Source organism: Streptomyces sp. NPDC001450 (genome assembly GCF_053597295.1).
Genome location: NZ_JBSFHY010000030.1, coordinates 67,846 through 90,189, shown reverse-complemented (window position 1 = coordinate 90,189; position 22,344 = coordinate 67,846). Strand labels below are relative to the sequence as shown.

At 70.5% G+C, this 22,344-nt stretch carries 17 protein-coding genes; 16 read left to right on the top strand and 1 reads right to left on the bottom strand.

What is annotated here, in order from left to right:
- Positions 1-31: 31 nt before the first annotated feature.
- Genes ACWC5O_RS29250 through ACWC5O_RS29240 form a run of 3 tightly spaced genes read left to right on the top strand, consistent with a single transcriptional unit; the run spans position 32 to position 2,729 of the window.
- On the top strand, positions 32-394 hold the full coding sequence (locus ACWC5O_RS29250; RefSeq protein WP_386575325.1) for a bifunctional 3-phenylpropionate/cinnamic acid dioxygenase ferredoxin subunit: 363 nt from the start codon (positions 32-34) through the stop codon (positions 392-394).
- Entirely contained in the window at positions 391-1,554 is a 1,164-nt protein-coding gene (locus ACWC5O_RS29245) for an NAD(P)/FAD-dependent oxidoreductase (protein WP_450581519.1), read from the top strand. Before ACWC5O_RS29250 ends, ACWC5O_RS29245 begins: the two co-directional genes overlap by 4 nt.
- A 41-nt stretch (positions 1,555-1,595) precedes the next feature.
- Positions 1,596-2,729, top strand: a complete 1,134-nt coding sequence (locus tag ACWC5O_RS29240; RefSeq protein ID WP_450581518.1) for an aromatic ring-hydroxylating oxygenase subunit alpha — start codon at positions 1,596-1,598, stop codon at positions 2,727-2,729.
- A gap of 70 nt (positions 2,730-2,799) precedes the next feature.
- On the opposite strand, the gene ACWC5O_RS29235 is transcribed toward ACWC5O_RS29240, so the two are convergent.
- The gene (locus ACWC5O_RS29235; RefSeq protein ID WP_450581516.1) at positions 2,800-3,597 is read right to left on the bottom strand and encodes an IclR family transcriptional regulator; all 798 of its coding nucleotides are present in this window, start codon (positions 3,595-3,597) and stop codon (positions 2,800-2,802) included.
- Between the two features lie 150 nt (positions 3,598-3,747).
- Here ACWC5O_RS29235 and betA point away from each other — a divergent pair, with 150 nt between their 5' ends.
- The 13 genes from betA to ACWC5O_RS29170 all read left to right on the top strand — a co-directional run bounded on the left by betA (position 3,748) and on the right by ACWC5O_RS29170 (position 22,260).
- Positions 3,748-5,418, top strand: coding sequence for a choline dehydrogenase (gene betA / locus ACWC5O_RS29230; protein WP_450581514.1), 1,671 nt, complete (start codon positions 3,748-3,750; stop codon positions 5,416-5,418).
- A gap of 3 nt (positions 5,419-5,421) precedes the next feature.
- Positions 5,422-6,258, top strand: a complete 837-nt coding sequence (locus ACWC5O_RS29225; RefSeq protein WP_450581513.1) for a 5,10-methylenetetrahydrofolate reductase — start codon at positions 5,422-5,424, stop codon at positions 6,256-6,258.
- Between the two features lie 138 nt (positions 6,259-6,396).
- Positions 6,397-7,866: an aldehyde dehydrogenase family protein gene (locus ACWC5O_RS29220; RefSeq protein ID WP_450581511.1), complete on the top strand. Its 1,470-nt coding sequence runs from the start codon at positions 6,397-6,399 to the stop codon at positions 7,864-7,866.
- Positions 7,867-7,886: 20 nt separating this feature from the next.
- Positions 7,887-8,975: a quaternary amine ABC transporter ATP-binding protein gene (locus ACWC5O_RS29215; RefSeq protein WP_450581510.1), complete on the top strand. Its 1,089-nt coding sequence runs from the start codon at positions 7,887-7,889 to the stop codon at positions 8,973-8,975.
- Complete coding sequence (locus tag ACWC5O_RS29210) at positions 8,975-10,975, top strand: ABC transporter permease (protein ID WP_450581508.1); 2,001 nt, start codon at positions 8,975-8,977, stop codon at positions 10,973-10,975. Before ACWC5O_RS29215 ends, ACWC5O_RS29210 begins: the two co-directional genes overlap by 1 nt.
- Positions 10,976-10,989: 14 nt before the next feature.
- Complete coding sequence (locus tag ACWC5O_RS29205) at positions 10,990-11,958, top strand: ABC transporter substrate-binding protein (RefSeq protein WP_450581506.1); 969 nt, start codon at positions 10,990-10,992, stop codon at positions 11,956-11,958.
- 217 nt (positions 11,959-12,175) lie between these two features.
- Positions 12,176-14,614: a GcvT family protein gene (locus ACWC5O_RS29200; protein WP_450581504.1), complete on the top strand. Its 2,439-nt coding sequence runs from the start codon at positions 12,176-12,178 to the stop codon at positions 14,612-14,614.
- A 22-nt stretch (positions 14,615-14,636) separates the two neighbouring features.
- Positions 14,637-15,497, top strand: coding sequence for a bifunctional methylenetetrahydrofolate dehydrogenase/methenyltetrahydrofolate cyclohydrolase (locus tag ACWC5O_RS29195; RefSeq protein ID WP_450581501.1), 861 nt, complete (start codon positions 14,637-14,639; stop codon positions 15,495-15,497).
- Positions 15,494-16,780 (top strand): serine hydroxymethyltransferase, encoded by a 1,287-nt coding sequence (gene glyA, locus ACWC5O_RS29190; RefSeq protein ID WP_450581499.1) that lies wholly within the window; start codon positions 15,494-15,496, stop codon positions 16,778-16,780. Before ACWC5O_RS29195 ends, glyA begins: the two co-directional genes overlap by 4 nt.
- Positions 16,777-18,009, top strand: coding sequence for a sarcosine oxidase subunit beta family protein (locus tag ACWC5O_RS29185; RefSeq protein ID WP_450581497.1), 1,233 nt, complete (start codon positions 16,777-16,779; stop codon positions 18,007-18,009). Before glyA ends, ACWC5O_RS29185 begins: the two co-directional genes overlap by 4 nt.
- 12 nt (positions 18,010-18,021) lie before the next feature.
- A complete protein-coding gene (locus ACWC5O_RS29180; RefSeq protein ID WP_450581496.1) occupies positions 18,022-21,297 on the top strand; it encodes a sarcosine oxidase subunit alpha family protein in 3,276 nt (1,091 codons plus the stop codon).
- Positions 21,290-21,913 (top strand): sarcosine oxidase subunit gamma, encoded by a 624-nt coding sequence (locus ACWC5O_RS29175; RefSeq protein ID WP_450581494.1) that lies wholly within the window; start codon positions 21,290-21,292, stop codon positions 21,911-21,913. The genes ACWC5O_RS29180 and ACWC5O_RS29175 overlap by 8 nt, the downstream gene beginning before the upstream one ends.
- Positions 21,910-22,260, top strand: coding sequence for a bifunctional 3-phenylpropionate/cinnamic acid dioxygenase ferredoxin subunit (locus ACWC5O_RS29170; protein ID WP_450581493.1), 351 nt, complete (start codon positions 21,910-21,912; stop codon positions 22,258-22,260). Before ACWC5O_RS29175 ends, ACWC5O_RS29170 begins: the two co-directional genes overlap by 4 nt.
- The last annotated feature ends 84 nt before the right edge of the window (positions 22,261-22,344 follow it).

Here is a 22,344-nt window from a genome sequence, read left to right as displayed (position 1 = left end):
CAATCCGTTTCGTTATACGCACCGAGGTGTCATGATGATTCCCGCGTGCCGTCTCGCGGATCTGCCGCGAGGCGAGGCCCAACGGCTCGACATCGACCCGCCCGTGTCGGTGTTCCACACCGATGACGGCGAGCTCTTCGCCATCGACGACACGTGCACCCACCAGGACGCCTCGCTCGCCGACGGCTGGCTGGAGGGCTGTGAGGTCGAATGCCCCTTGCATGCCTCCAAGTTCGACCTCAGGACCGGAGCCGTGGACGCACCCCCGGCCAAGCTCCCGGTCCGCACCCACGAGGTCGTCGTCGAGGACGGGATGGTCTACGTCCGGCTGTCCACGGACGCGCCGAACCTGCCGCCGTGCGTCGCCGCCCGCCTCGCCGGAGGCCCCGCGTGAGGACCGTCGCCGTGGTGGGCGCGTCGCTGGCCGGTCTGTCGGCCGCGCGCTCACTGCGGCAGCGCGGGTACGACGGCCGGCTCGTCGTCATCGGTGACGAGCCCCACCGCCCGTACGACAGGCCGCCGCTGTCCAAGGAGTTCCTGGCCGGTGCCGTCGGCGAGGCGGACCTTGCACTGGAGCGGGACGACGAGGAACTCCGGGCGGAGTGGGTGCTCGGGGTCCGCGCCACCGGGCTGGACCGCACCGAGCGGGCGATCCGGCTCGCCGACGACCGCGAGATCCGCGCCGACGGCGTGGTCATCGCGACCGGAGCCGCCGCCCGCACCCTGCCCGGCACCGAGGGACTTGCCGGGGTCCATGTGCTGCGCACCGTCGACGACGCCCGCGCCCTGCGGGACGACCTCGCCGGCGGCGGACGGCTGGTGGTGATCGGCGGCGGGTTCATCGGCGCCGAGGTGGCCTCCACGGCGTACGCCCTCGGCCTCGACGTGACCGTGATCGAGGCGGCGCCGACGCCGCTGGCCGGACCGCTCGGAGAGGCGATGGGCCGGGTCGTCTCGGCCCTCCACGCCGACCACGGCGTACGACTGCTGTGCGGGGTCGGGGTGAAGGGGCTGAGCGGGGAGCGCAGAGTCGATGCCGTACTGCTGGAGGACGGTCGCTCCGTTCCCGCCGACACGGTCGTCGTCGGGGTCGGCGCGCGTCCCTGCGTCGAGTGGCTCCAGGGGTCCGGTGTCGCGCTCGACAACGGCGTGAAGTGCGGCGCCGACGGGCGCACCAGTGTCGCCGGGGTGGTCGCCGTGGGCGACTGCGCCAACTGGTACGACCCGCACACCGGAATCCACCGCAGGGTCGAGCACTGGACCGGCGCACTGGAACGGCCCGACGCCGCCGTGGCCACGCTGCTCGCGCACGGTGCCGCGGAACCGGGTGTGCCACGGCCGCCGTACTTCTGGTCCGACCAGTACGGCGTGAAGATCCAGTTCGTCGGCCACGCCGCCGGGGCCGACAGTGTGACGGTCGAGGAGGGCTCCACCGACGACCGCAGCTTCCTGGCCGTCTACCGGCGGGCCGGCCGGCCGGTCGCCGCGCTCGGGATGAACCAGCCGCGGCTGTTCACCCGCTGGCGCAAGCAGTTCACCGCCACTGCATCTTGACGTGACTGAACCTTCCACGACGTTTCCCGAGGAGTGCAGCGTTGACCTCGACAAGCCTGCCGGACAGCCTCATCGCCACCCTTCCCGGCTCCGCCTACACGGACCCGGGGATCTTCGCCCAGGAGCAGGAGCGCATCTTCGAGACGATGTGGTTCTGCGTCGCCCGCGCCGCGGACCTGCCGAAGCCCGGCGCCTTCCGCACCGTCGACGTGGGCCGCGAGAGCATCCTCGTCACCCGGGCTCGGGACCACTCGATCCGTGCCTTTTTCAACGTCTGCCGGCACCGCGGAGCCAAGCTCTGCACCGAGGATTCCGGCGAGGTCAAGCGCGCCTTCCAGTGTCCGTACCACGCCTGGACCTACGGCCTGGACGGCAAGCTGGTCGCGGCGCCCAACCTCACCAAGATGCCCGACGTCGGCCGCACCGAGTACGGGCTGGTGAGTGTGGCCGTGCGCGAATGGCTCGGCTACGTCTGGGTGTGCCTGGCGGAGGACCCGCCCTCCTTCGAGCAGGACGTCATCGGCGAGGTGGTCACCCGTCTCGGTGACGTCGAGTCGATCGAGCGCTACGACATCGACAACCTCGCGGTGGGCAGTCGGATCGTCTACGACGTCAAGGCGAACTGGAAGCTCATCATCGAGAACTTCATGGAGTGCTACCACTGCGCCACGATCCATCCCGAACTGACCGAGGTGCTCCCGGAGTTCGCCGACGGCTACGCCGCCCAGTACTACGTGGGCCACGGCGCCGAGTTCGGTGAGGAGATCCAGGGCTTCACGGTCGACGGCTCCGAGGGCCTGGACCGCATTCCTGGCGTGTCCCAGGACCAGGACCGCCGCTACTACGCGATCACCATCAAGCCGCAGGTCTTCATCAACCTCGTGCCCGACCACGTGATCTTCCACCGGATGTACCCGGTCGCCGCCGACCGCACGATCGTCGAGTGCGACTGGCTCTACCTGCCGCACGTGGTGGAGAGCGGCAAGGACGTCAGCCGGTCCGTGGAACTCTTCGACCGGGTCAACCGCCAGGACTTCGACGCCTGCGAGCGCACCCAGCCAGGCATGAGCTCACGGCTGTACGCCAAAGGCGGTGTGCTGGTGCCCAGTGAGCACCACATCGGCGCCTTCCACGACTGGGTGCACGAGCGGCTCGGTACACGGCAGCCGGAGTGAGGCGGAGGAGGGTGCCCGTGGCCCGCGCGGGGGGCGAACGCGGGCCGTACGGCGGTCGTACTGTGTGCGCTCAGCCCAGGTACCCCATGCGATGGCTGATCTCCTCCGCGCCCTTCACCAGCACCGGAGCCAGCTCGTGCATGCGCTCCTCGGTGAACCGGTACGACGGCCCGGAGGCGCTGATCGAAGCGATGACCTGGCCTTCTCGGTCACGGATCGGCGCAGCCATGGCGTGCAACCCGATCTCCAGCTCCTCCAGCGTCCAGGCGTAACCGCGCTCCCGGGCCTCGGCGAGGTTCTTCTCCAGCTTCGCCTTCGAGGAGATCGTGTGCGGGGTCAGCTTCTTCAGGCCGGCCTCCGTGAGCAGCGCGGCGCGGTCCTCGGCGGGCAGATGAGCCAGCATGATCTTGCCGCTGGAGGTGGCGTGCAGGGGAGTCAGCTGGCCGACCCAGTTGTGCGCGGTGACGGCGGACTGGCCACGCACCTGGTAGAGGTTGATCGCGTAGTGCTCCTGCATCACCGCGATGTTGACCGTCTCGCCGATCTCCTCGGCCAGGCGCTCGCACACCGGCCGGCTCTGCTGGGTGATGTCGATGCGTCCCGTGACGGCGCCCGCCAGGCGTACGATGCCGAAGCCGAGCCGGTACTTGCCGCGCTCGCCCGACTGCTCGACGAGACCGCGCGCCTCCAGGGCGCCGAGCAGACGGAACGCGGTCGACTTGTGAACATCGATCTCGGCGGCCACCTCGCTCACGCCCGCCTCGCCGCGCTGGGCGAGGATCTCCAGGACGCTGATGGCCCGGTCGACGGACTGCACGCCGCCGGACGGTGAACCGTTCGTTTCGGTATCCGGACTGTAGTTGCTCATAGCGGAACTATACGCGCAGTAAACAACACCGCGGCAAGTAACGCGGTGTGAACAAAGTTCTTACAAGTTGCGTCGTCCGCAACCTGGTGCGTATGGCGCTACTCGTATTAGCATCCCCGCATAGCGACGACGCGAGCGAGACGAGGCACCATGGCTCTCCTGCACTACGACTTCGTCATCGTCGGCGGTGGATCAGCCGGCAGCGCACTTGCGAACCGGCTTTCGGCCGAGCCCGGCAACCGGGTGCTCGTGCTGGAGGCGGGCCGCCCCGACTACCCCTGGGATGTGTTCATCCACATGCCCGCGGCGCTGACCTATCCCATCGGCAGCCGCTTCTACGACTGGAAGTACGAGTCCGAGCCCGAGCCCCACATGGGCGGCCGGCGCATCTACCACGCGCGCGGCAAGGTGCTCGGCGGTTCCAGCAGCATCAACGGCATGATCTTCCAGCGCGGCAACCCCATGGACTACGAGCGCTGGGCGGCCGACCCCGGCATGGAGACCTGGGACTACGCCCACTGTCTGCCGTACTTCCGCCGGATGGAGAACTGTCTGGCCGCCGACCCGGACGACGAGTTCCGCGGCCATGACGGCCCCCTCGTCCTGGAGCGCGGCCCGGCCACCAACCCGCTCTTCTCCGCCTTCCTCGAGGCCACCCAGGAGGCGGGCTACGCGCCCACGGACGACGTCAACGGCTACCGGCAGGAAGGCTTCGCCAAGTTCGACCGCAATGTCCACCGCGGCCGGCGCCTGTCGGCGTCGAAGGCGTACCTCAAGCCTGCCAGGAAGCGGCCCAACCTCACCGTGAAGACCCGCGCCCTCGTCACCCGCGTCCTCTTCGAGGGCAAGAAGGCCGTGGGTGTCGAGTTCCAGCGCGGCAAGGGCGCCCTCCAGCAGGTCCGGGCCAAGGAGGTCATCCTCTGCGGCGGCGCGATCAACTCCCCGCAGTTGCTGCAGCTCTCCGGCGTCGGCAACGCCGAGGAACTGCGCGCCCTCGGCATCGACGTCGTCCACGACCTGCCTGGCGTCGGCGAGAACATGCAGGACCACCTGGAGGTGTACATCCAGTACGCCTGCAAGCAGCCCGTCTCCATGCAGCCGTACCTGGCGAAGTGGCGGGCCCCCTTCATCGGCCTGCAGTGGCTCCTGCGCAAGGGGCCGGCCGCCACCAACCACTTCGAGGCCGGCGGCTTCTGCCGCAGCAACGAGGACGTGGACTACCCCAACCTGATGTTCCACTTCCTGCCCATCGCGGTCCGCTACGACGGCTCCGTGCCCGCCGGCGGCCACGGTTACCAGGTCCACGTGGGCCCCATGTACTCCGACGCCATCGGCTCGGTGAAGATCAAGAGCAAGGACCCGCGCGAACACCCGGCGCTGCGCTTCAACTACCTCTCCACCGAGCAGGACCGCCGCGAATGGGTCGAGGCGATCAGGGTGGCGCGCAAGCTCCTCAGCCAGCCCGCGCTCGCCCCCTACAACGGCGGGGAGATCTCGCCCGGCCCGTCCGTGGAGACGGACGAGGAGATCCTCGCCTGGGTCGCCAAGGACGGCGAGACCGCCCTGCACCCCTCCTGCACCTGCAAGATGGGCACCGACGAGATGTCCGTCGTCGACCCGCTCAGCATGCGGGTGCACGGTCTGGACGGGCTGCGCGTGGTGGACGCCTCGGTGATGCCGTACGTCACCAACGGCAACATCTACGCGCCGGTGATGATGATCGCCGAGAAGGCGGCCGACCTCATCCTCGGCAAGGAGCCGCCGGCGCCCTCCAAGGCCGCCTACTACCGGCACCGCGACGCCCAGAAACAGGCCGGGTAGACGGTGGGCGCCGAGGCCCTGCGGGCGCTGCTCGCCCGGGTCCGCTACGAGGTGCTGCCGGCGAAGGCGACGGAGGAGAAGGTCCTCGCCCATGTGCCCCGCGAAGTCGTGGTCACGGTCACGGCGTCGCCGGTCAGGGGGCTGGAGCCGACGCTCGGCCTCACCGAGCGGCTCGCGGCGCACGGCTACCGCGTCGTCCCCCACGTCCCCGCGCGGCTGCTGCGGGACGACGCGCACCTCAAGGACGTGGCCGAGCGGCTGCGGGCGGCGGGAGTCGACGACCTCTTCGTGCCGGCGGGTGACGCCGACCCGCCGGCCGGGCCGTACGACGGAGCCCTGCCGGTGCTGCGCGGGCTGAGCGAGCTGGGCAGCCCCTTCGCGGACCTGGGGATCACCGGCTATCCGGAGAGCCATCCGCTCATCCACGACGACATCACCATCCAGTCGATGTGGGACAAGCGGACGCATGCCACGTACATCGTCAGCAACCTGTGCTTCGACCCGCGCGCGCTCGGCGACTGGATCGCCCGGATCCGGCGCCGCGACGTGACACTGCCCGTGTACGTGGGCGTGGCCGGGCCCGTGCAGCGGGCGAAGCTGCTGTCCATGGCGACGAAGATCGGGGTGGGGGAGTCGACCCGCTTTCTCACCCGGCACGCCTCCTGGTTCCTGCGGTTCGCGGCGCCCGGTGGATACGACCCGGAGCGGCTGCTCGCCCGCGGCGCGGAGGCGCTCACCCGGCCGTCGGCGGGAGTGGCCGGCCTGCACCTCTTCACCTTCAACCAGATCGCCGAGACGGAGTGCTGGCGCCGTAAGGTGCTGGAACGGCTGGGCGGCTGACACCCCCGGTGGAGTGCCGCTCCGGTGGCCGAATCGGGACACGCAGACCCCTTGACGGGTGTCCGTACATTCGGCCAGGGTGTTCCACCACAAGCAATACAGTGCACAATGCGCAACGAATTTTCGAAGGGCGCGGCAGTGGCAGATCTGTATGTGGACGGAGAATGGCGTACCGCGGTGGCCGGCGGCCTCCGGGAGATCCGCTGTCCGGCGGACGGTACGCCGGTCGCGACGGTCTCGGAGGCGACCCGCCCCGACACCGAGGCGGCGATCGCCGCGGCCCGGCGCGCCTTCGACGACGGCCCCTGGCCTCGTACCCCCGAGCGTGAGCGCGGCGCACTGCTGCTGCGCACCGCCGACCTGATCGAGCGCGACGCCAAGGAGTTCGCCCGCGCCGAGTCGCTGGACACCGGCAAGCGGCTGGTGGAGAGCGAGTACGACATCGCCGACGTCGTCTCCTGCTTCCGCTACTACGGCGGGCTCGCCGGCACCGACGCCGGCCGTGTGATCGACACCGGCCGCGACGACGCCGTCAGCCGCGTGGTCCACGAGCCCGTCGGCGTGTGCGGGCTGATCACCCCGTGGAACTACCCGCTGCTGCAGGCCGGCTGGAAGGTCGCCCCGGCGCTCCTCGCGGGCAACACGATCGTCCTGAAACCGAGCGAGCTGACCCCCTCCACCTCCATCCTGCTGATGAAGGCACTTGAGGAGGCCGGGCTCCCGCCCGGCGCCGCCAACCTCGTCCTGGGCGCCGGGCCCGAGGCGGGTGCCCCGCTCTCCGAGGACCCCGCCGTCGACATGGTCTCCTTCACCGGCGGCCTGGAGACCGGCAAGCGGATCATGGCCACCGCCGCCGCCACCGTGAAGAAGGTGGCGCTGGAGCTCGGCGGCAAGAACCCCAACGTGATCTTCGCCGACGCCGACTTCGAGACGGCCGTGGACTTCGCCCTCACGGCCGTCTTCCTGCACTCCGGACAGGTCTGCTCGGCCGGCGCCCGCCTGATCGTCGAGGACTCCCTGCACGACCGCTTCGTCGACGAGGTCGTCCGCCGCGCCCGGCGGATCCGCCTCGGTGGACCCTTCGACCCCGAGGCCGAGACCGGCGCGCTGATCTCCGCCCAGCACCGGGACAAGGTCGAGGCGTACGTCGCGGCCGGCCTCGCCGAGGGCGCCGTACTGCGCTGCGGCGGGCAGCGGCCCGCCGACCCCGCCCTCGCGAACGGCTACTACTACCCGCCGACCGTCCTCGACGAGTGCCGGCAGGACATGCGCGTGGTGCACGAGGAGTCCTTCGGACCCGTCCTCACCGTCGAGCGCTTCACCGACGAGGACGACGCCGTACGCATCGCCAACGACACCGAGTACGGACTCGCCGGAGCCGTGTGGACCCAGGACGCCGGAAAGGCCCAGCGGGTCGCCCGGCGGCTGCGCCACGGCACGGTGTGGATCAACGACTACCACCCCTACGTGCCGCAAGCGGAATGGGGTGGCTTCGGGCACTCGGGCGTGGGCCGGGAGCTGGGGCCGACCGGCCTGAACGAGTACCGAGAGCCCAAACACATCTGGCAGAACATCCACCCCCGGCCGCAGCACTGGTTCCGCGGCTGAACGCCGAAAAGAGGTCGATCGTGACCCCAACACAGACCGAGGTGCCGCAGCGGCGCGGCACACCCCAGGACTCGGACGCCACTCCGGTCATATCCGTGCGCAATCTGTGGAAGGTGTTCGGGCCGAAGGCCGACCGGGTGCCGGGCTCAGAGGAGCTGTGCGGTCTCTCCCGCCGCGAGCTGATGGAACGCACCGGATGCACCGCCGCCGTACGCGACGTGAACTTCGAGGTGGCGCCGGGCGAGGTCTTCGTCGTCATGGGCCTGTCCGGCTCCGGCAAGTCCACGCTGGTGCGATGTCTGACCCGGCTGATCGAACCCACCGCCGGTGAGGTCGTCTTCGAGGGCCAGGACATCCGCGAGGCGGACGACAGGCGCCTGCGTGAGCTGCGCCGCCGCAAGTTCTCCATGGTCTTCCAGCACTTCGGGCTGCTGCCCCACCGCCGCGTGGTCGACAACGTGGCCTTTGGCCTGGAGATCCGCGGTATGAGCAAGGCCGAACGCACCAGGCGGGCCCTGGAGGTCGTCGAACTGGTGGGCCTCGCCGGCTACGAGAACTCCTACCCCGACCAGCTCTCCGGCGGTATGCAGCAACGCGTCGGCCTCGCCCGGGCCCTGGCCGGCGACCCGGACGTCCTCTTCTTCGACGAGCCGTTCTCCGCGCTCGACCCGCTGATCCGTCGCGACATGCAGAACGAGGTCATCCGGCTGCACCACGAGGTCGGCAAGACCATGGTGTTCATCACCCACGACCTCTCCGAGGCGCTCAAGCTGGGCGACCGCATCCTGATCATGCGCGACGGCAAGATGGTCCAGTGCGGCACCGGCGACGAGCTGGTGGGCGCCCCCGCCGACGACTACGTACGCGAGTTCGTCAAGGACGTACCGCGCGGCGACGTCCTCACCCTGCGGTGGATCATGCGCGCCCCCGAGGACGGCGACGCGCTGGACGGCCCCGAGCTGGGCCCGGACGTCGTGGTCAAGGAGGCCACCCGGGCGGTACTGGCGGCCGACAGGCCGGTCAAGGTCGTCGAGGACGGCAAGCTGCTCGGCATCGTCGGCGACGAGGAGATCCTCTCCGTGGTCGCCGGGCAGGAAGGCGGCGCGTGATGACCGTCGCCATGGAGAAGCCCGAGAAGACAGAGGTCGCGGTACCGGCCGCGCCCGCCAAGGGCGCGCGCAAGGTCAGCCGGCCCGTGGTGATCGGCGCGATCCTCGTCGTCTGGCTGGTGCTGTTCGCCGTCCTGCGCGGCAAGCAGACCCTGTCCCTGGCGGTGGCCGATCTGACCGACCTGCACCGGTGGATCAACGACTTCAACGACTCCATCGGCGCCAACCGCAACTCGAACCCGCTCTTCCTGTACTTCTTCAACGAGATCCGGCTGGTCATCGACAACCTGGTGACCTTCGTCCAGCATCTGATCTCCCAGCCGTCCGGGGCCCGCCCGGTCCCGGAGATCGGCTGGCTCGGCGTCGTCGGCCTGGCCGGCTACGTCTCCTGGGCCGTGGGCAACTGGAAGGTCGCCCTGCTGGCCGTTGCGGGCTTCACCTTCTTCGGGTTGCAGGGGCTGTGGCAGGAGAGCATGGACACCCTGGCGCTCATCCTGTGTGCCGTGTTCGTAGCCCTGCTGTTCGCGATCCCGCTCGGGGTGTGGGCCGGTCTTTCGGACCGGTTCAACCGGCTCATGACGCCCTTCCTGGACTTCATGCAGACGATGCCGACCTTCGTCTACCTGGCGCCGCTGACCCTGTTCTTCTTCATCGGCGGCGCGTCCGCCACCATCGCCACCGTGATCTACGCGGCCCCGCCGACGATCCGCATCACGGCGCACGCCATCCGCAACGTGTCGAAGACGACGGTCGAGGCGGCCGACTCACTGGGTGCCACGCGCCGCCAGTCGCTGCTGAAGGTCCTGCTGCCGATGTCCAAGCGGACCGTGGTGATGGGCGTCAACCAGACCATCATGGCCGCCCTGGCCATGGTGACCATCGCGGCCCTGATCAACGCGCCGGGTCTCGGTGTGAACGTCCTCCAGGCACTGCAGTCGCTCGACGTCGGCACGGCTTTCAACGCGGGCCTCGCCATCGTGGTCATGGCGATCGTCCTGGACCGGGTCACGACCGCGGCCAGCGCGCGCGAGGAGAACGCGCGGCGTTCCAAGAACCGCTTCGTGAAGTGGCGGCGGCCGCTGCTGGGCGCCGGCGCCGCGGTCACGGCGGTTCTCGTCTACCTGTCGCACACCTACCTGTGGGCGGCCGACTTCCCCGGTGACGGCACCGTCGGCAGCCACATCGCGAGCGCGGCGGACACCGCGACCAACTGGGCGCAGGACAACCTGTCGGGCCTGACCAACGCCTTCCGCGACGCCATCACCAACGGCCTGCTCAACCCGTTCCAGACGCTCCTCACCGACTCCCCGTGGTGGCTCGTCGGCGCGGTGCTGGTCGCACTGGCAGTGGTGCTCGGCGGCTGGAAGGCCGGGATCACCACCGCCGTGTGCGTGGGCCTGCTGGTCGCCACCGGCGTGTGGTCGGACGCCATGACGACGCTGGCCTCGACTCTCGTCGCGACGGTGCTGGTGATGATCCTCGGCATCGTCTTCGGCGTGTGGATGGGGCGCAGCGCGCTCGTGGACCGGCTGATCAGGCCCAGCCTGGACGCGGCCCAGGTCATGCCGCCCTTCGTCTACCTCGTGCCGTTCCTCGCGCTGTTCGGCGCCACCCGCTTCACGGCCATCGTCGCCGCGATCGTCTACGGGGCGCCCGTCGCCATGAAGATCATCGCGGACGGGATCCGGGCCGTGCCCGAGACCACCGTGGAAGCGGCGACCTCCGCCGGGTGCAACACCTGGCAGATCATCACCAAGGTTCAACTGCCGATGTCACGCAGTGCCCTGACGCTCGCGACCAACCAGGGCCTGATCTACGTGCTGTCGATGGTTGTTGTGGGCGGCCTGGTGGGAGCAGGCGCCCTCGGCTACGACGTCGTGGCCGGATTCTCGCAGGGAGAGCTGTACGGCAAGGGGCTGGCGGCGGGACTCGCCATCGTACTGCTCGGAGTCATGTTCGACAGGATCACTCAGGCAGCGGCGCGACGCGCGAGCGCTTAAAGGAGCAGGACACCATGGCAAGACACTGGCGAGCCGGCGCGGCCGGCCTGGCCGTCCTCGGCCTCACCCTCACCGCGTGCGGCGGCGCGAAGGTCGGCGACACCTCCTCGGGCTCGAACGGCTCCGGCAGCTCCGGCAAGTGCGGCACGTTCAACCTCGCGGTCAACCCCTGGGTCGGGTACGAGGCCGACGCGGCGGTCGTCGCGTACGTCGCGCAGCACAACCTCGGCTGCACGGTCAACAAGAAGAACCTGAAGGAAGAGATCGCCTGGCAGGGCTTCGGCACGGGCGAGGTCGACGCCGTCCTGGAGAACTGGGGCCACGACGACCTGGTGAAGAAGTACATCACCGGCCAGAAGACCGCCGTCGACGCCGGTCAGACCGGCAACAAAGGCATCATCGGCTGGTACGTGCCGCCGTGGCTGGCCAAGGCGCACCCCGACATCCTCCAGTGGAAGAACCTCAACAAGTACGCGTCCAACTTCAAGACCTCCGAGTCGGGCGGCAAGGGCCAGCTCCTCGACGGCGACCCGTCGTACGTCACGAACGACGCGGCGCTGGTGAAGAACCTGAAGCTGAACTTCAAGGTGGTGTACGCGGGCAGCGAGACCGCGCTCATCCAGTCCTTCCGGGACGCCGAGAAGAACAAGAAGTGGGTGATCGGCTACTTCTACGAGCCGCAGTGGTTCCTGTCCGAGGTCCCGCTGAAGAAGGTCTCCCTGCCCGCGTACAAGACGGGCTGCGACGCGGACGCGGCGAAGATCGCCTGCGACTACCCCGTGTACAACCTGAACAAGATCGTCAGCTCGAAGTTCGCCAAGTCCGGCAGCCCCGCGTACAACCTGGTGAAGAACTTCAACTGGACGAACGACGACCAGAACGAGGTCGCCAAGTACATCGCCCAGGACAAGATGTCCGACGAGGCGGCGGCGAAGAAGTGGGTCGACGCCCACAAGGACAAGGTGGACGCCTGGCTCAAGTAGGCGAGTCGGGAAGGAAGGCCGGACATGCCCGGCGGGCGGTGCGTGCAGGTGCGCGCCGCCCGCCGGGCATTGCCGTGTTCCGGGGTGTGTTTCGGGCCGTTTTCCGACGTCACGGACCCCTTGACACCCCCTCTCGGGACAGGCACATTGAGTTGCGCAACCTGAATCAAGTTGCGGAGAAAGCAACTGGACCGGTCTCAAGTTCGGAGGTTGGGCGATGGCGGGACCCCGAGTGGTCATCATCGGAGCGGGCGTCGTGGGAGCGGCCCTGGCGGACGAGATCTCCGCACGCGGCTGGACCGAGGTGACCGTCGTCGACCAGGGCCCCCTCCCGGCCACGGGAGGATCCTCGTCGCACGCGCCGGGCCTGGTCTTCCAGACGAACCCCTCGAAGACCATGACGGAGCTGGCGCGCTACACCGTCGAGAAGTTCTGCTCCCTCGACGTCGACGGCAAGCCATGCTTCCTCCAGGTCGGCGGCCTCGAAGTGGCGACCAGCCCCGAGCGCCTCACCGAACTCCGGCGCCGCCACGGCTGGATCACCGCCTGGGGCATCGAGGCACGCCTGCTGACCCCCGACGAGTGCGTGGAGAAGCACCCGCTGGTCGACCGCGACAAGGTCCTCGGCGGTCTGCTGGTCCCCACCGACGGCCTCGCCAAGGCCCTCCTGGCCGTCGAGGCCCAGATCCGCCGGGCCACCGAGCGCGGTGTGCGCTTCCTCGCCCGCCACGAAGTCCTCGACGTGCGGCAGAGCGAGGGCCGCGTCACCGGCGTGGTGACCGGCCAGGGCGAGATCCCCGCCGACATCGTCGTGTGCTGCGCCGGCGTCTGGGGACCGAAGATCGCCCGCATGGTCGGGATGAACCTGCCGCTCACCCCGCTCGCCCACCAGCTCGCCTGGACCGGCCCGGTCCCCGCTCTCGCCGGCCAGACCGAGGAGGCGGTCCGCCCGATCCTGCGCCACCAGGACGCCGACCTCTACTACCGCGACCGCTTCGACGGCCTCGGCATCGGCTACTACGGCCACCGCCCCATGCCGATCTCCGCCGACGACATCCTCTCCGTGGACGAAGCCGAGGAGATGCCCTCGGTCCTGAAGTTCACCGAGGAGGACTTCGAGGACGCCTGGACCGAGACGCAGTCGCTGCTTCCCGCCACCCGCGAGGCCAAGGTCGAGGAGGGCATCAACGGCCTGTTCTCCTTCACCACCGACGGCTACCCGCTGCTCGGCGAATCCCCGGACGTCAAGGGCTTCTGGGTCGCCGAGGCCGTGTGGGTCACCCATTCCGCGGGCGTCGGCCGCGCCGTCGCCGAATGGCTGGTCGACGGCTACTGCTCCTCCTTCGACCTGCACGAGTGCGACGTCAACCGCTTCGAACCGCACCAGCTCGCCCCGGAGTACGTCCTGGCCCGCGACTGCCAGAACTTCGTCGAGGTCTACGACATCCTCCACCCCCTGCAGCCGTCCGGGACGCCGCGCCCGATCCGCACCAGCCCCTTCCACGCCCGCCAGCAGGAACACGGCGCGTTCTTCCTGGAGGCGAACGGCTGGGAGCGGCCCCAGTGGTACGAGGCCAACGCGGGCCTGGTCGAAGGCCGCGCCGTCCCCACCCCCAACGACTGGGCAGCCCGCTACTGGTCGCCGATCGTCGGCGCCGAGGCCCAGGTCACCCGTGAGACCGTCGCCCTGTACGACATGACGGCCCTCAAGCGCCTGGAGGTCAGCGGCCCCGGTGCCGCCGACTTCCTGGAGCGGCTGGTCACCGGCAAGGTCGCCAAGTCCGTCGGCTCGGTGACGTACACCCTGCTCCTTGACCACGACGGCGGCATCCGCAGCGACATCACCGTCGCCCGCCTCGCCCGCGACCTCTTCCAGGTCGGCGCCAACGGCAACCTGGACCTCGACTGGTTCACCCGCCACCTGCCCGCCGACGGCACCGTCCAGGTCCGCGACATCACCGCCGGCACCTGCTGCATCGGCCTGTGGGGCCCGCTAGCCCGCGAGGTCCTGCAGCCGCTGACCGACGAGGACTTCTCCAATGACGGCCTCAAGTACTTCCGCGCCAAGCGCGCCTACATCGGCTCGGTGCCGGTCACCGCGATGCGGCTGTCGTACGTCGGCGAACTCGGCTGGGAGCTCTACACGACCGCCGACCAGGGCGCGAAGCTCTGGGACACCCTGTGGCAGGCGGCCGAGCCGCTCGGCGGCGTCATCGCCGGCCGCGGCGCCTTCAACAGCCTGCGCCTGGAGAAGGGCTACCGCTCCTTCGGCACCGACATGACCTACGAGCACGACCCCTACGAGGCCGGCGTCGCCTTCGCCGTCAAGCCCGACAAGGGCGACTTCATCGGCAAGGCCGCACTGGAGCGCCGCAAGGCCGATGTGCGCCGCAGACTGAGCTGTCTCACCATCGACGACCCGCGCGCCGTGGTCATGGGCAAGGAGCCGGTCTACGACGGTGAGCGCGCCGTCGGCTACGTCACCAGCGCCGCCTACGGCTACACGGTCGGCAAGGGCATCGCGTACGCCTGGCTTCCGGCGGAGCTGGCCACCCCCGGTACCACGGTGCACATCGGCTACTTCGACGAGCGCGTCGAGGCGACCGTCGCCGAGGAGCCCCTGTTCGACCCCACCATGTCCCGCCTTCGTGGCTGACCGTGGAGAAGGAGAACCACCGGTGACCGCACAACTCCTCGACGGCAGGGCGACCGCCGCCGCCGTCCGTCGTGAACTCGCCGAACGCGTGGCCAAGTTGACGGCCACCACCGGGCGGCGGCCGGGGCTCGGTACCGTGCTCGTCGGTGACGACCCGGGCAGCCACGCCTACGTCGCCGGAAAGCACCGCGACTGTGCGCAGGTCGGTATCGCCTCTCTCCGCCGCGAGCTGCCCGCCGACGCCACCCAGCGGCAGGTCGAGGACGTCATCGACGAACTCAACGCCGACCCGGCCTGCACCGGCTACATCGTCCAACTGCCGCTCCCGCGCCACCTGGACGCGGGCGCCGTACTGGAGCGCATGGATCCCGCCAAGGACGCCGACGGCCTGCACCCGGTCAACCTCGGCCGGCTCGTCCTCGGCGTCGACGCCCCACTGCCCTGCACCCCGCGCGGCATCGTCGAGCTGCTGCGCCGCCACGAGGTCCCGCTGGCCGGAGCGCGCGTGTGTGTGGTCGGCCGGGGCATCACCGTCGGGCGGCCGATCGGACTGCTGCTCACCCGGCGCTCCGAGAACGCCACCGTCACCCTGTGCCACACCGGAACCAAGGGCCTGGCCTGGCACGTACGCGAGGCGGACATCGTCGTCGCGGCGGCCGGCTCGCCCGGACTGATCACCCAGGACATGCTGCGCCCCGGCGCGGCCGTCCTGGACGTCGGCATCACCCGCACCGAGCACGGGCTCGTCGGCGACGTCCACCCGGCGGCCGCCCAGATCGCCGGATGGGTCGCGCCCATGCCCGGGGGAGTGGGACCCATGACCCGGGCGATGCTGCTCGCCAACGTCGTCGAGGCCGCCGAGAGGAACGCGAACCCCGTATGAACGCGCTGAACACCCCGCTGGCCGAGCTGGACCCCGAGGTCCACACCGCGCTCCGCGCCGAGCTGCACCGCCAGCAGTCCACCCTGGAGATGATCGCCTCCGAGAACTTCGCGCCCACCGCCGTGATGGAGGCACAGGGCTCGGTCGCGACCAACAAGTACGCCGAGGGCTATCCCGGCCGTCGCTACTACGGCGGCTGCGAACACGTCGACGTCACCGAGCGGTTGGCGATCGAACGCGTCAAGTCCCTCTTCGGCGCGGACTTCGCCAACGTCCAGCCGCACTCGGGCGCCCAGGCGAACACCGCCGTCTTCTTCGCCCTGCTCCAGCCCGGCGACACCGTCCTCGGCCTCGACCTCGCGCACGGCGGCCACCTCACCCACGGCATGCGCATCAACTACAGCGGCAAGATGCTCAACGTCGTGCCCTACCACGTCTCCCAGGCGGACAACCTCGTCGACCTGGACGAGGTGGAGCGGCTCGCCAAGGAACACCGCCCCAAGATGATCATCGCGGGCTGGTCGGCGTACCCGAGGCAGCTGGACTTCGCGGCCTTCCGCCGGATCGCCGACGAGGTCGGCGCCCTCCTCATGGTCGACATGGCGCACTTCGCGGGTCTGGTCGCCGCCGGACTGCACCCCAGCCCCGTCCCGCACGCCCACGTCGTCACCACCACCACGCACAAGACCCTCGGCGGGCCCCGCGGCGGAGTCATCCTCACCAACGACGCCGACCTCGCCAAGAAGCTCAACTCGGCGGTCTTCCCCGGGATGCAGGGCGGCCCGCTGGAGCACGTCATCGCCGCGAAGGCCGTCTCCTTCAAGGTCGCGGCATCGCCCGAGTTCGCCGAACGCCAGGCCCGCACCCTGGCCGGTGCCCGCGTCCTCGCCGAGCGCCTCACCCGGCCCGACGCGGCCGCGGCCGGAGTGAAGGTGCTGACCGGGGGCACCGACGTCCACCTCGTCCTGGTCGACCTGCGGGACTCGGAGCTGGACGGCCGGCAGGCGGAGGACCTCCTCCACGAGATCGGCATCACGGTCAACCGCAACGCAGTCCCCTTCGACCCGCGCCCGCCCATGGTCACCTCCGGCCTGCGCATCGGCACCCCGGCGCTGGCGACCCGCGGCTTCACCGAGGAGGACTTCGCCGAGGTCGCCGACGTGATCGCGCTGGCCCTCCAGCCCGAGCCGGACGTGCCCGCCCTGCGTGCCCGCACGGAGGCGCTGGCGGCCAAGCACCCGCTCTACCCGCACCTTTCCGGTCCTTCAGGAGACGCCCGATGAGCCTGCGCACCCCCGGCGCCGACCTGCCCGACCACCCGGACTGGCTCTGGCGCGATCCCGAGCCCAAGCGGTCGTACGACGTGGTGATCGTGGGCGGAGGCGGACACGGCCTGGCCACCGCCCACTACCTGGCCAAGAACCACGGCATCACCAACGTCGCGGTCCTGGAGAAGGGCTGGCTGGCGGGCGGCAACATGGCCCGCAACACCACGATCATCCGCTCCAACTACCTGTGGGACGAGAGCGCGGGAATCTACGAGCACGCGCTCAAGCTGTGGGAGGGACTGGAGGAGGAGCTCGACTACCCGATCCTCTTCTCCCAGCGCGGCGTGCTGAACCTCGCCCACAGCCTGCAGGACGTCCGCGACAGCGTGCGCCGGGTCGAGGCCAACCGGCTCAACGGCGTCGACGCCGAATGGCTCGACGCCGAACAGGTCGAAGAGGTCTGCCCGATCGTCAACATCTCACCCGATGTGCGCTACCCGGTCCTCGGCGCCACCTACCAGCCGCGCGCCGGCATCGCCAAGCACGACTACGTGGCCTGGGGCTTCGCCCGCTCCGCGGACGCCGCCGGCATCGACATCATCCAGAACTGCGAGGTCACCGGCCTGGACGTGGCCGGCGGCCGGGTGGTCGGCGTGCAGACCACCCGCGGCCCGATCGCGGCGGGCAGGGTGGCCCTGTGCTCGGCCGGCCACACCTCGGTCCTCGCCGCGATGGCGGGCATAGAACTCCCGCTCCAGAGCCACCCTTTGCAGGCGCTCGTGTCGGAGTTGCTGGAGCCGGTCCACCCGACGGTGGTGATGTCCAACGCGGTGCATGTGTACGTCAGCCAGGCGCACAAGGGCGAGCTGGTCATGGGCGCGGGCATCGACGCGTACAACTCCTACACCCAGCGCGGCGCGTTCCACATCATCGAGGAGCAGATGTCCGCCGCCCTGGAACTCTTCCCGGTCTTCGCCCGCGCTCATGTGCTGCGCACCTGGGGCGGCATCGTCGACGTCAGCCCGGACGCCTCACCCATCATCGGCCTCAGCCCGGTCGACAACCTCTACCTCAACTGCGGCTGGGGCACCGGCGGTTTCAAGGCAACCCCGGGCGTCGGCTGGGTCTACGCCCACACCATCGCGCACGACACCCCGCACGCCCTGAACGCCCCCTTCTCGCTCGACCGTTTCACCACCGGCGCGCTCGTCGACGAGCACGGCGCGGCCGCGGTGGCCCACTAGGGAGCCGAACCCATGCTGCTGATCCCCTGCCCGTGGTGCGGGCCCCGTGACGAGGCCGAGTTCCACTACGGCGGCCAGGCCCACGTCCCGTATCCGGAGGACCCGTCGGCCCTCACCGACGAGGAGTGGGCCCGCTACCTCTTCTTCCGCGACAACCCCAAGGGCCCGTTCGCCGAGCGCTGGAGCCACGCGGCGGGCTGCCGCAGGTGGTTCAACGCGGTACGGGACACGGCGACGAACGAGATCCTGGCGGTGTACCGGGCGGGCGAGCCTCGCCCGGAGACGGTGGAGCGACCTGCGGTCACATCTCAGCCGCGGCCGGCACCATCAGCCCGTCCGGGGGTACCCCCTGTGGGGGAGTTTGAGGACGAGGCCCTTTCGGGGCCGACAGGGGTCCAGGCGGCGGAGCCCCTGGAGGATGGGACGGGTAGGGACGGCGGGGGCGCCGCATCCATCAGCGGCTCCGCCGCAGACCATCCGTTCCGCCGCCCCACCGGCGGCCGAATCGACCGTGACACCCCCCTCACCTTCACCTTCGACGGCATCGAATACCAGGGCTACCGGGGCGACACCCTGGCCTCAGCGCTCCTGGCCAACGGCGTCGTCCAAGCCGCCACCAGCATCAAGCTCGGCCGCCCGAGAGGCATCTTCTCCGCAGGCGTCGAGGAACCCAGCGCGGTCGTCCAGATCGAGGCCCCGTTCCCCGAGCCCATGCTCCCCGCCACCACCGTCGAGCTGTACGACGGCCTGGTCGCAAGCAGCCTCCCCGGCCAGGGGCGCCTCGCCACCGAACCCGACCCCGCCCGCTACGACGCCGTACACGCCCACTGCGACCTGCTGGTCGTCGGCGCGGGCCCGGCCGGCCTCGCGGCGGCAGCGGCTGCAGCGACCAGCGGCGCACGCGTCATCCTCGCCGACGACCAGCCGGAGCCCGGCGGCAGCCTGCTCGGCACCGGCGAGCAGGCCGACTGGGTGGCGGCGACACGCGCCCGGCTCGAAGCCGCCCCCGAGGTACGCGTCCTGCGCCGCACCACCGTCTTCGGCCACTACGACGACAACCACCTCCTCGCCGTCGAGCGCCGCACCAACCACCTGGGCGCCCAGGCCCCGGCCCACGTCTCCCGCGAGCGGGTCTGGCGGATCCGCGCCCGGCGCGTCGTCCTCGCCACCGGCGCCCACGAGCGCTCGCTGGCGTTCGGCGACAACGACCGCCCCGGCGTGATGCTGGCCGCCTCGGCCCGGACGTACCTGAACCGGTACGCCGTTCTGCCCGGCCGGCACGCGGTCGTGTTCACGACCAACGACAGCGCCTACGCCGCCGCACTCGATCTGGCGGCGGCAGGCGTGGACATCGCGGCGATCGTCGACACCCGGACCGAGCCGGGGGAGTGGGCCGAACGCGCCAGGTCCGCCGGGATCGAGGTCCTGGCCGGACACGCGGTCACCGGCACCGAAGGCGGAGCCCGCCTCACCGCGGTGACGGTCGCCCCCTACGGGGACACCGCCGGACAGCGGGAGTTCGCCGTCGACCTGCTCCTGGTCTCCGGCGGCTGGAACCCGGTCGCGCACCTGTTCAGCCAGGCGGGCGGCAAGCTCCGCCACGACGACGTGCTCGGCACGTTCGTTCCCGACAGCTGCCGTCAGGCGGTGGAGGTCGCGGGTAGCGCCAATGGGGCCTTCGACCTCGCCACGGCCCTGGCGCAGGGCGCGGCGGCCGGCGCCCGCGCGGTCGAGGCGGAGGGGTACACCGCTCAGGCACCCGCCCTTCCCGCCGTCGTGACTCAGCCGCACACCCCGCCCATGCAGGTCTTCACCATCCCGACCGCCACCGGCGCCCCCCGGTTCGTCGACCTCCAGCGCGACGTCACGGTCGACGACCTCGCGCGGGCGACCGGGGCGGGCCTGCGCTCGGTGGAGCACACCAAGCGGTACACCACGGCGGGCACCGCCAACGACCAGGGCAAGACAGGGGGCGTCCTGGCGAGCGGGGTCGTCGCCGAACTCCTCGGCGTGGACGTCTCGGCGCTCGGCCTGCCGACCTTCCGGCCGCCGTACACCCCCGTCTCCTTCGCCACCCTCGCGGGCCGCGACCGTGGCGCACTGCACGACCCGGTCCGCACGACCGCCCTGCACGCATGGCACGTCGAGCACGGCGCCCTCTTCGAGAACGTCGGCCAGTGGAAGCGGCCCTGGTACTACCCGCAGGACGGCGAGGACATGGAGACCGCCGTGCTGCGCGAGTGCCGCGCCGCCCGCGAGGGCGTGGCCTTCATGGACGCCTCCACGCTCGGCAAGATCGACGTGCAGGGGCCGGACGCCGCGCTCTTCCTCGACCGGCTCTACACCAACATGATGAGCACCCTGAAGGTGGGCATGATCCGCTACGGCGTCATGTGCCACCTGGACGGGATGGTGTTCGACGACGGCACGGTCATCCGGCTCGCCCAGGACCGGTTCCTGGTCACCACCACGACCGGCAACGCGGCGGCCGTCCTGGACTGGATGGAGGAGTGGCTGCAGACCGAGTGGCCCGAACTGCGGGTGCACTGCACCTCGGTCACCGAGCAGTGGGCCACTGTTGCGCTGGTCGGGCCGAAGTCCCGCGCGGTTCTCGGCTCGCTCGCGCCCCGACTGGCCGTGAACAACGAAGACTTCCCGTTCATGGCATGGCGGGAGACGACCGTCGCCGGCATCGAGGCGCGCGTGTGCCGGATCAGCTTCTCCGGGGAACTCGCCTACGAGATCAACGTCTCACCCTGGGACGCCCTCGCCCTGTGGGAGGCGCTGTACCAGGCAGGCGCCCCGTACGGCATCACCCCGTACGGCACCGAGACCATGCACGTCCTGCGCGCGGAGAAGGGCTACCCGATCATCGGGCAGGACACGGACGGCACGGTCACCCCGCAGGACCTCGGCATGAGCTGGGCGGTGTCGAAGAAGAAGCCCGACTTCATCGGCAAGCGCTCCTACGCCCGAGCCGACAGCGTCCGCCCCGACCGCAAGCAGCTGGTCGCCCTGCTCCCGGACGATCCCGGCGCCTTCCTCCCCGAGGGCACGCACCTGGTCGCCGAGAGCGAACTGCCCGCCCCGCCCGTCCCGATGCTCGGCCACGTCACCTCCAGCTACCGCAGCGCGGCACTCGGCCGGACCTTCGCGCTCGCCCTCGTCAAGGGAGGCCGGGACCGCATCGGCGAGCGCCTCTACGCGCCCGTCGCCGACCGGCTGCTGCCGGTGACCGTCGCAAGCCCTGTCCTCTACGACCCCGAGGGAGCCCGCCGCGATGGCTGACACCGCCCCGACCGCATGGCAGCGCAGCCCCATGGCAGATGCCGCGCACCGCCTGGCCGCCGTGACGCGCTCCTCCCGGGGCGCGGTCCGCCTGGCCGAACTGCCCTTCCTGGCCCAGGTGAACGTCCGCCTCGATGCCAAGAGCCCGGCAGCGGACGCCGTCGGGCTGGTCCTGGGACTCCAACTGCCCCTGGAACCCGACACCGTCGTGCACGCGGGTGACGTGACCGCGGTGTGGCTCGGCCCCGACGAATGGCTGGTGGTAGGCAGGCCCGGCACCGAGCGGGACCTGGAGGACCGGATCCGCGCGGCGGCCGGGGACGAACCCGTCTCCGTCACCGACGTCTCCGCCCAGCGCACCACCCTCCTCGTCGGGGGCCCCCGTGCCCGCGACCTGCTCTCCCACGGCTGTCCGCTGGACCTCCACCCGCGTGCCTTCGGACCCGGTCGGTGCGCGCAGACGACGCTGGCCCGCGCCCAGGTCGTCCTCGTCGCCCGCGACGAGACCAGGGCCGGCTTCTGGGTACTGGTGCGCTCCTCCTTCGCCGGCTACCTGGCCGACTGGCTGCTGGACGCGGCCGCGGAATACGCCTGTGCATCGAGGGGGGCGTCATGATTCCCGTGTGCCGTCTCGCCGATCTGCCGCGAGGTGAGGCTTTGCGCGTCGAGTCCGACCCTCCCGAGATCCACGCCATTGATGACACCTGCACCCACCAGGACGCCTCGCTCGCCGACGGATGGCTGGAGGGCTGCGAGGTCGAATGCCCGCTGCACGCCTCGCAGTTCGATCTGCGCACCGGCAGCGTGGACGCGCCGTCGGCCAGGCTTCCCGTGCGCACCCACCAGGTCCTGATCGAGGACGGCATGATCCACGTCAGGCTCTCCGAGGCAGCGCCGAACCTCCCGCCCTCCTGCGTCGCGGCACGGCTCGCGGCGGGCGTGGCCGCCGGGGGCGCCGCGTGACCAGCGGGCCCGTGCGCGAGGCGGAGGCCCGGTGACCGCCACCGTCTCGACGCGCCCTGGGCGTCCGGCCCTGCACCCGCACGG

Excerpts from the sequence above, each read along its gene's own strand:
- ACWC5O_RS29235 (WP_450581516.1), bottom strand. The coding sequence starts at position 3,597 with ATGAGCAACTACAGTCCGGATACCGAAACGAACGGTTCACCGTCCGGC.
- ACWC5O_RS29170 (WP_450581493.1), top strand. The coding sequence starts at position 21,910 with ATGATTCCCGTGTGCCGTCTCGCCGATCTGCCGCGAGGTGAGGCTTTG.
- ACWC5O_RS29185 (WP_450581497.1), top strand. The coding sequence starts at position 16,777 with ATGAGCCTGCGCACCCCCGGCGCCGACCTGCCCGACCACCCGGACTGG.
- ACWC5O_RS29180 (WP_450581496.1), top strand. The coding sequence starts at position 18,022 with ATGCTGCTGATCCCCTGCCCGTGGTGCGGGCCCCGTGACGAGGCCGAG.
- ACWC5O_RS29250 (WP_386575325.1), top strand. The coding sequence starts at position 32 with ATGATGATTCCCGCGTGCCGTCTCGCGGATCTGCCGCGAGGCGAGGCC.
- ACWC5O_RS29205 (WP_450581506.1), top strand. The coding sequence starts at position 10,990 with ATGGCAAGACACTGGCGAGCCGGCGCGGCCGGCCTGGCCGTCCTCGGC.
- ACWC5O_RS29210 (WP_450581508.1), top strand. The coding sequence starts at position 8,975 with ATGACCGTCGCCATGGAGAAGCCCGAGAAGACAGAGGTCGCGGTACCG.
- betA (WP_450581514.1), top strand. The coding sequence starts at position 3,748 with ATGGCTCTCCTGCACTACGACTTCGTCATCGTCGGCGGTGGATCAGCC.
- ACWC5O_RS29175 (WP_450581494.1), top strand. The coding sequence starts at position 21,290 with ATGGCTGACACCGCCCCGACCGCATGGCAGCGCAGCCCCATGGCAGAT.
- ACWC5O_RS29200 (WP_450581504.1), top strand. The coding sequence starts at position 12,176 with ATGGCGGGACCCCGAGTGGTCATCATCGGAGCGGGCGTCGTGGGAGCG.
- glyA (WP_450581499.1), top strand. The coding sequence starts at position 15,494 with ATGAACGCGCTGAACACCCCGCTGGCCGAGCTGGACCCCGAGGTCCAC.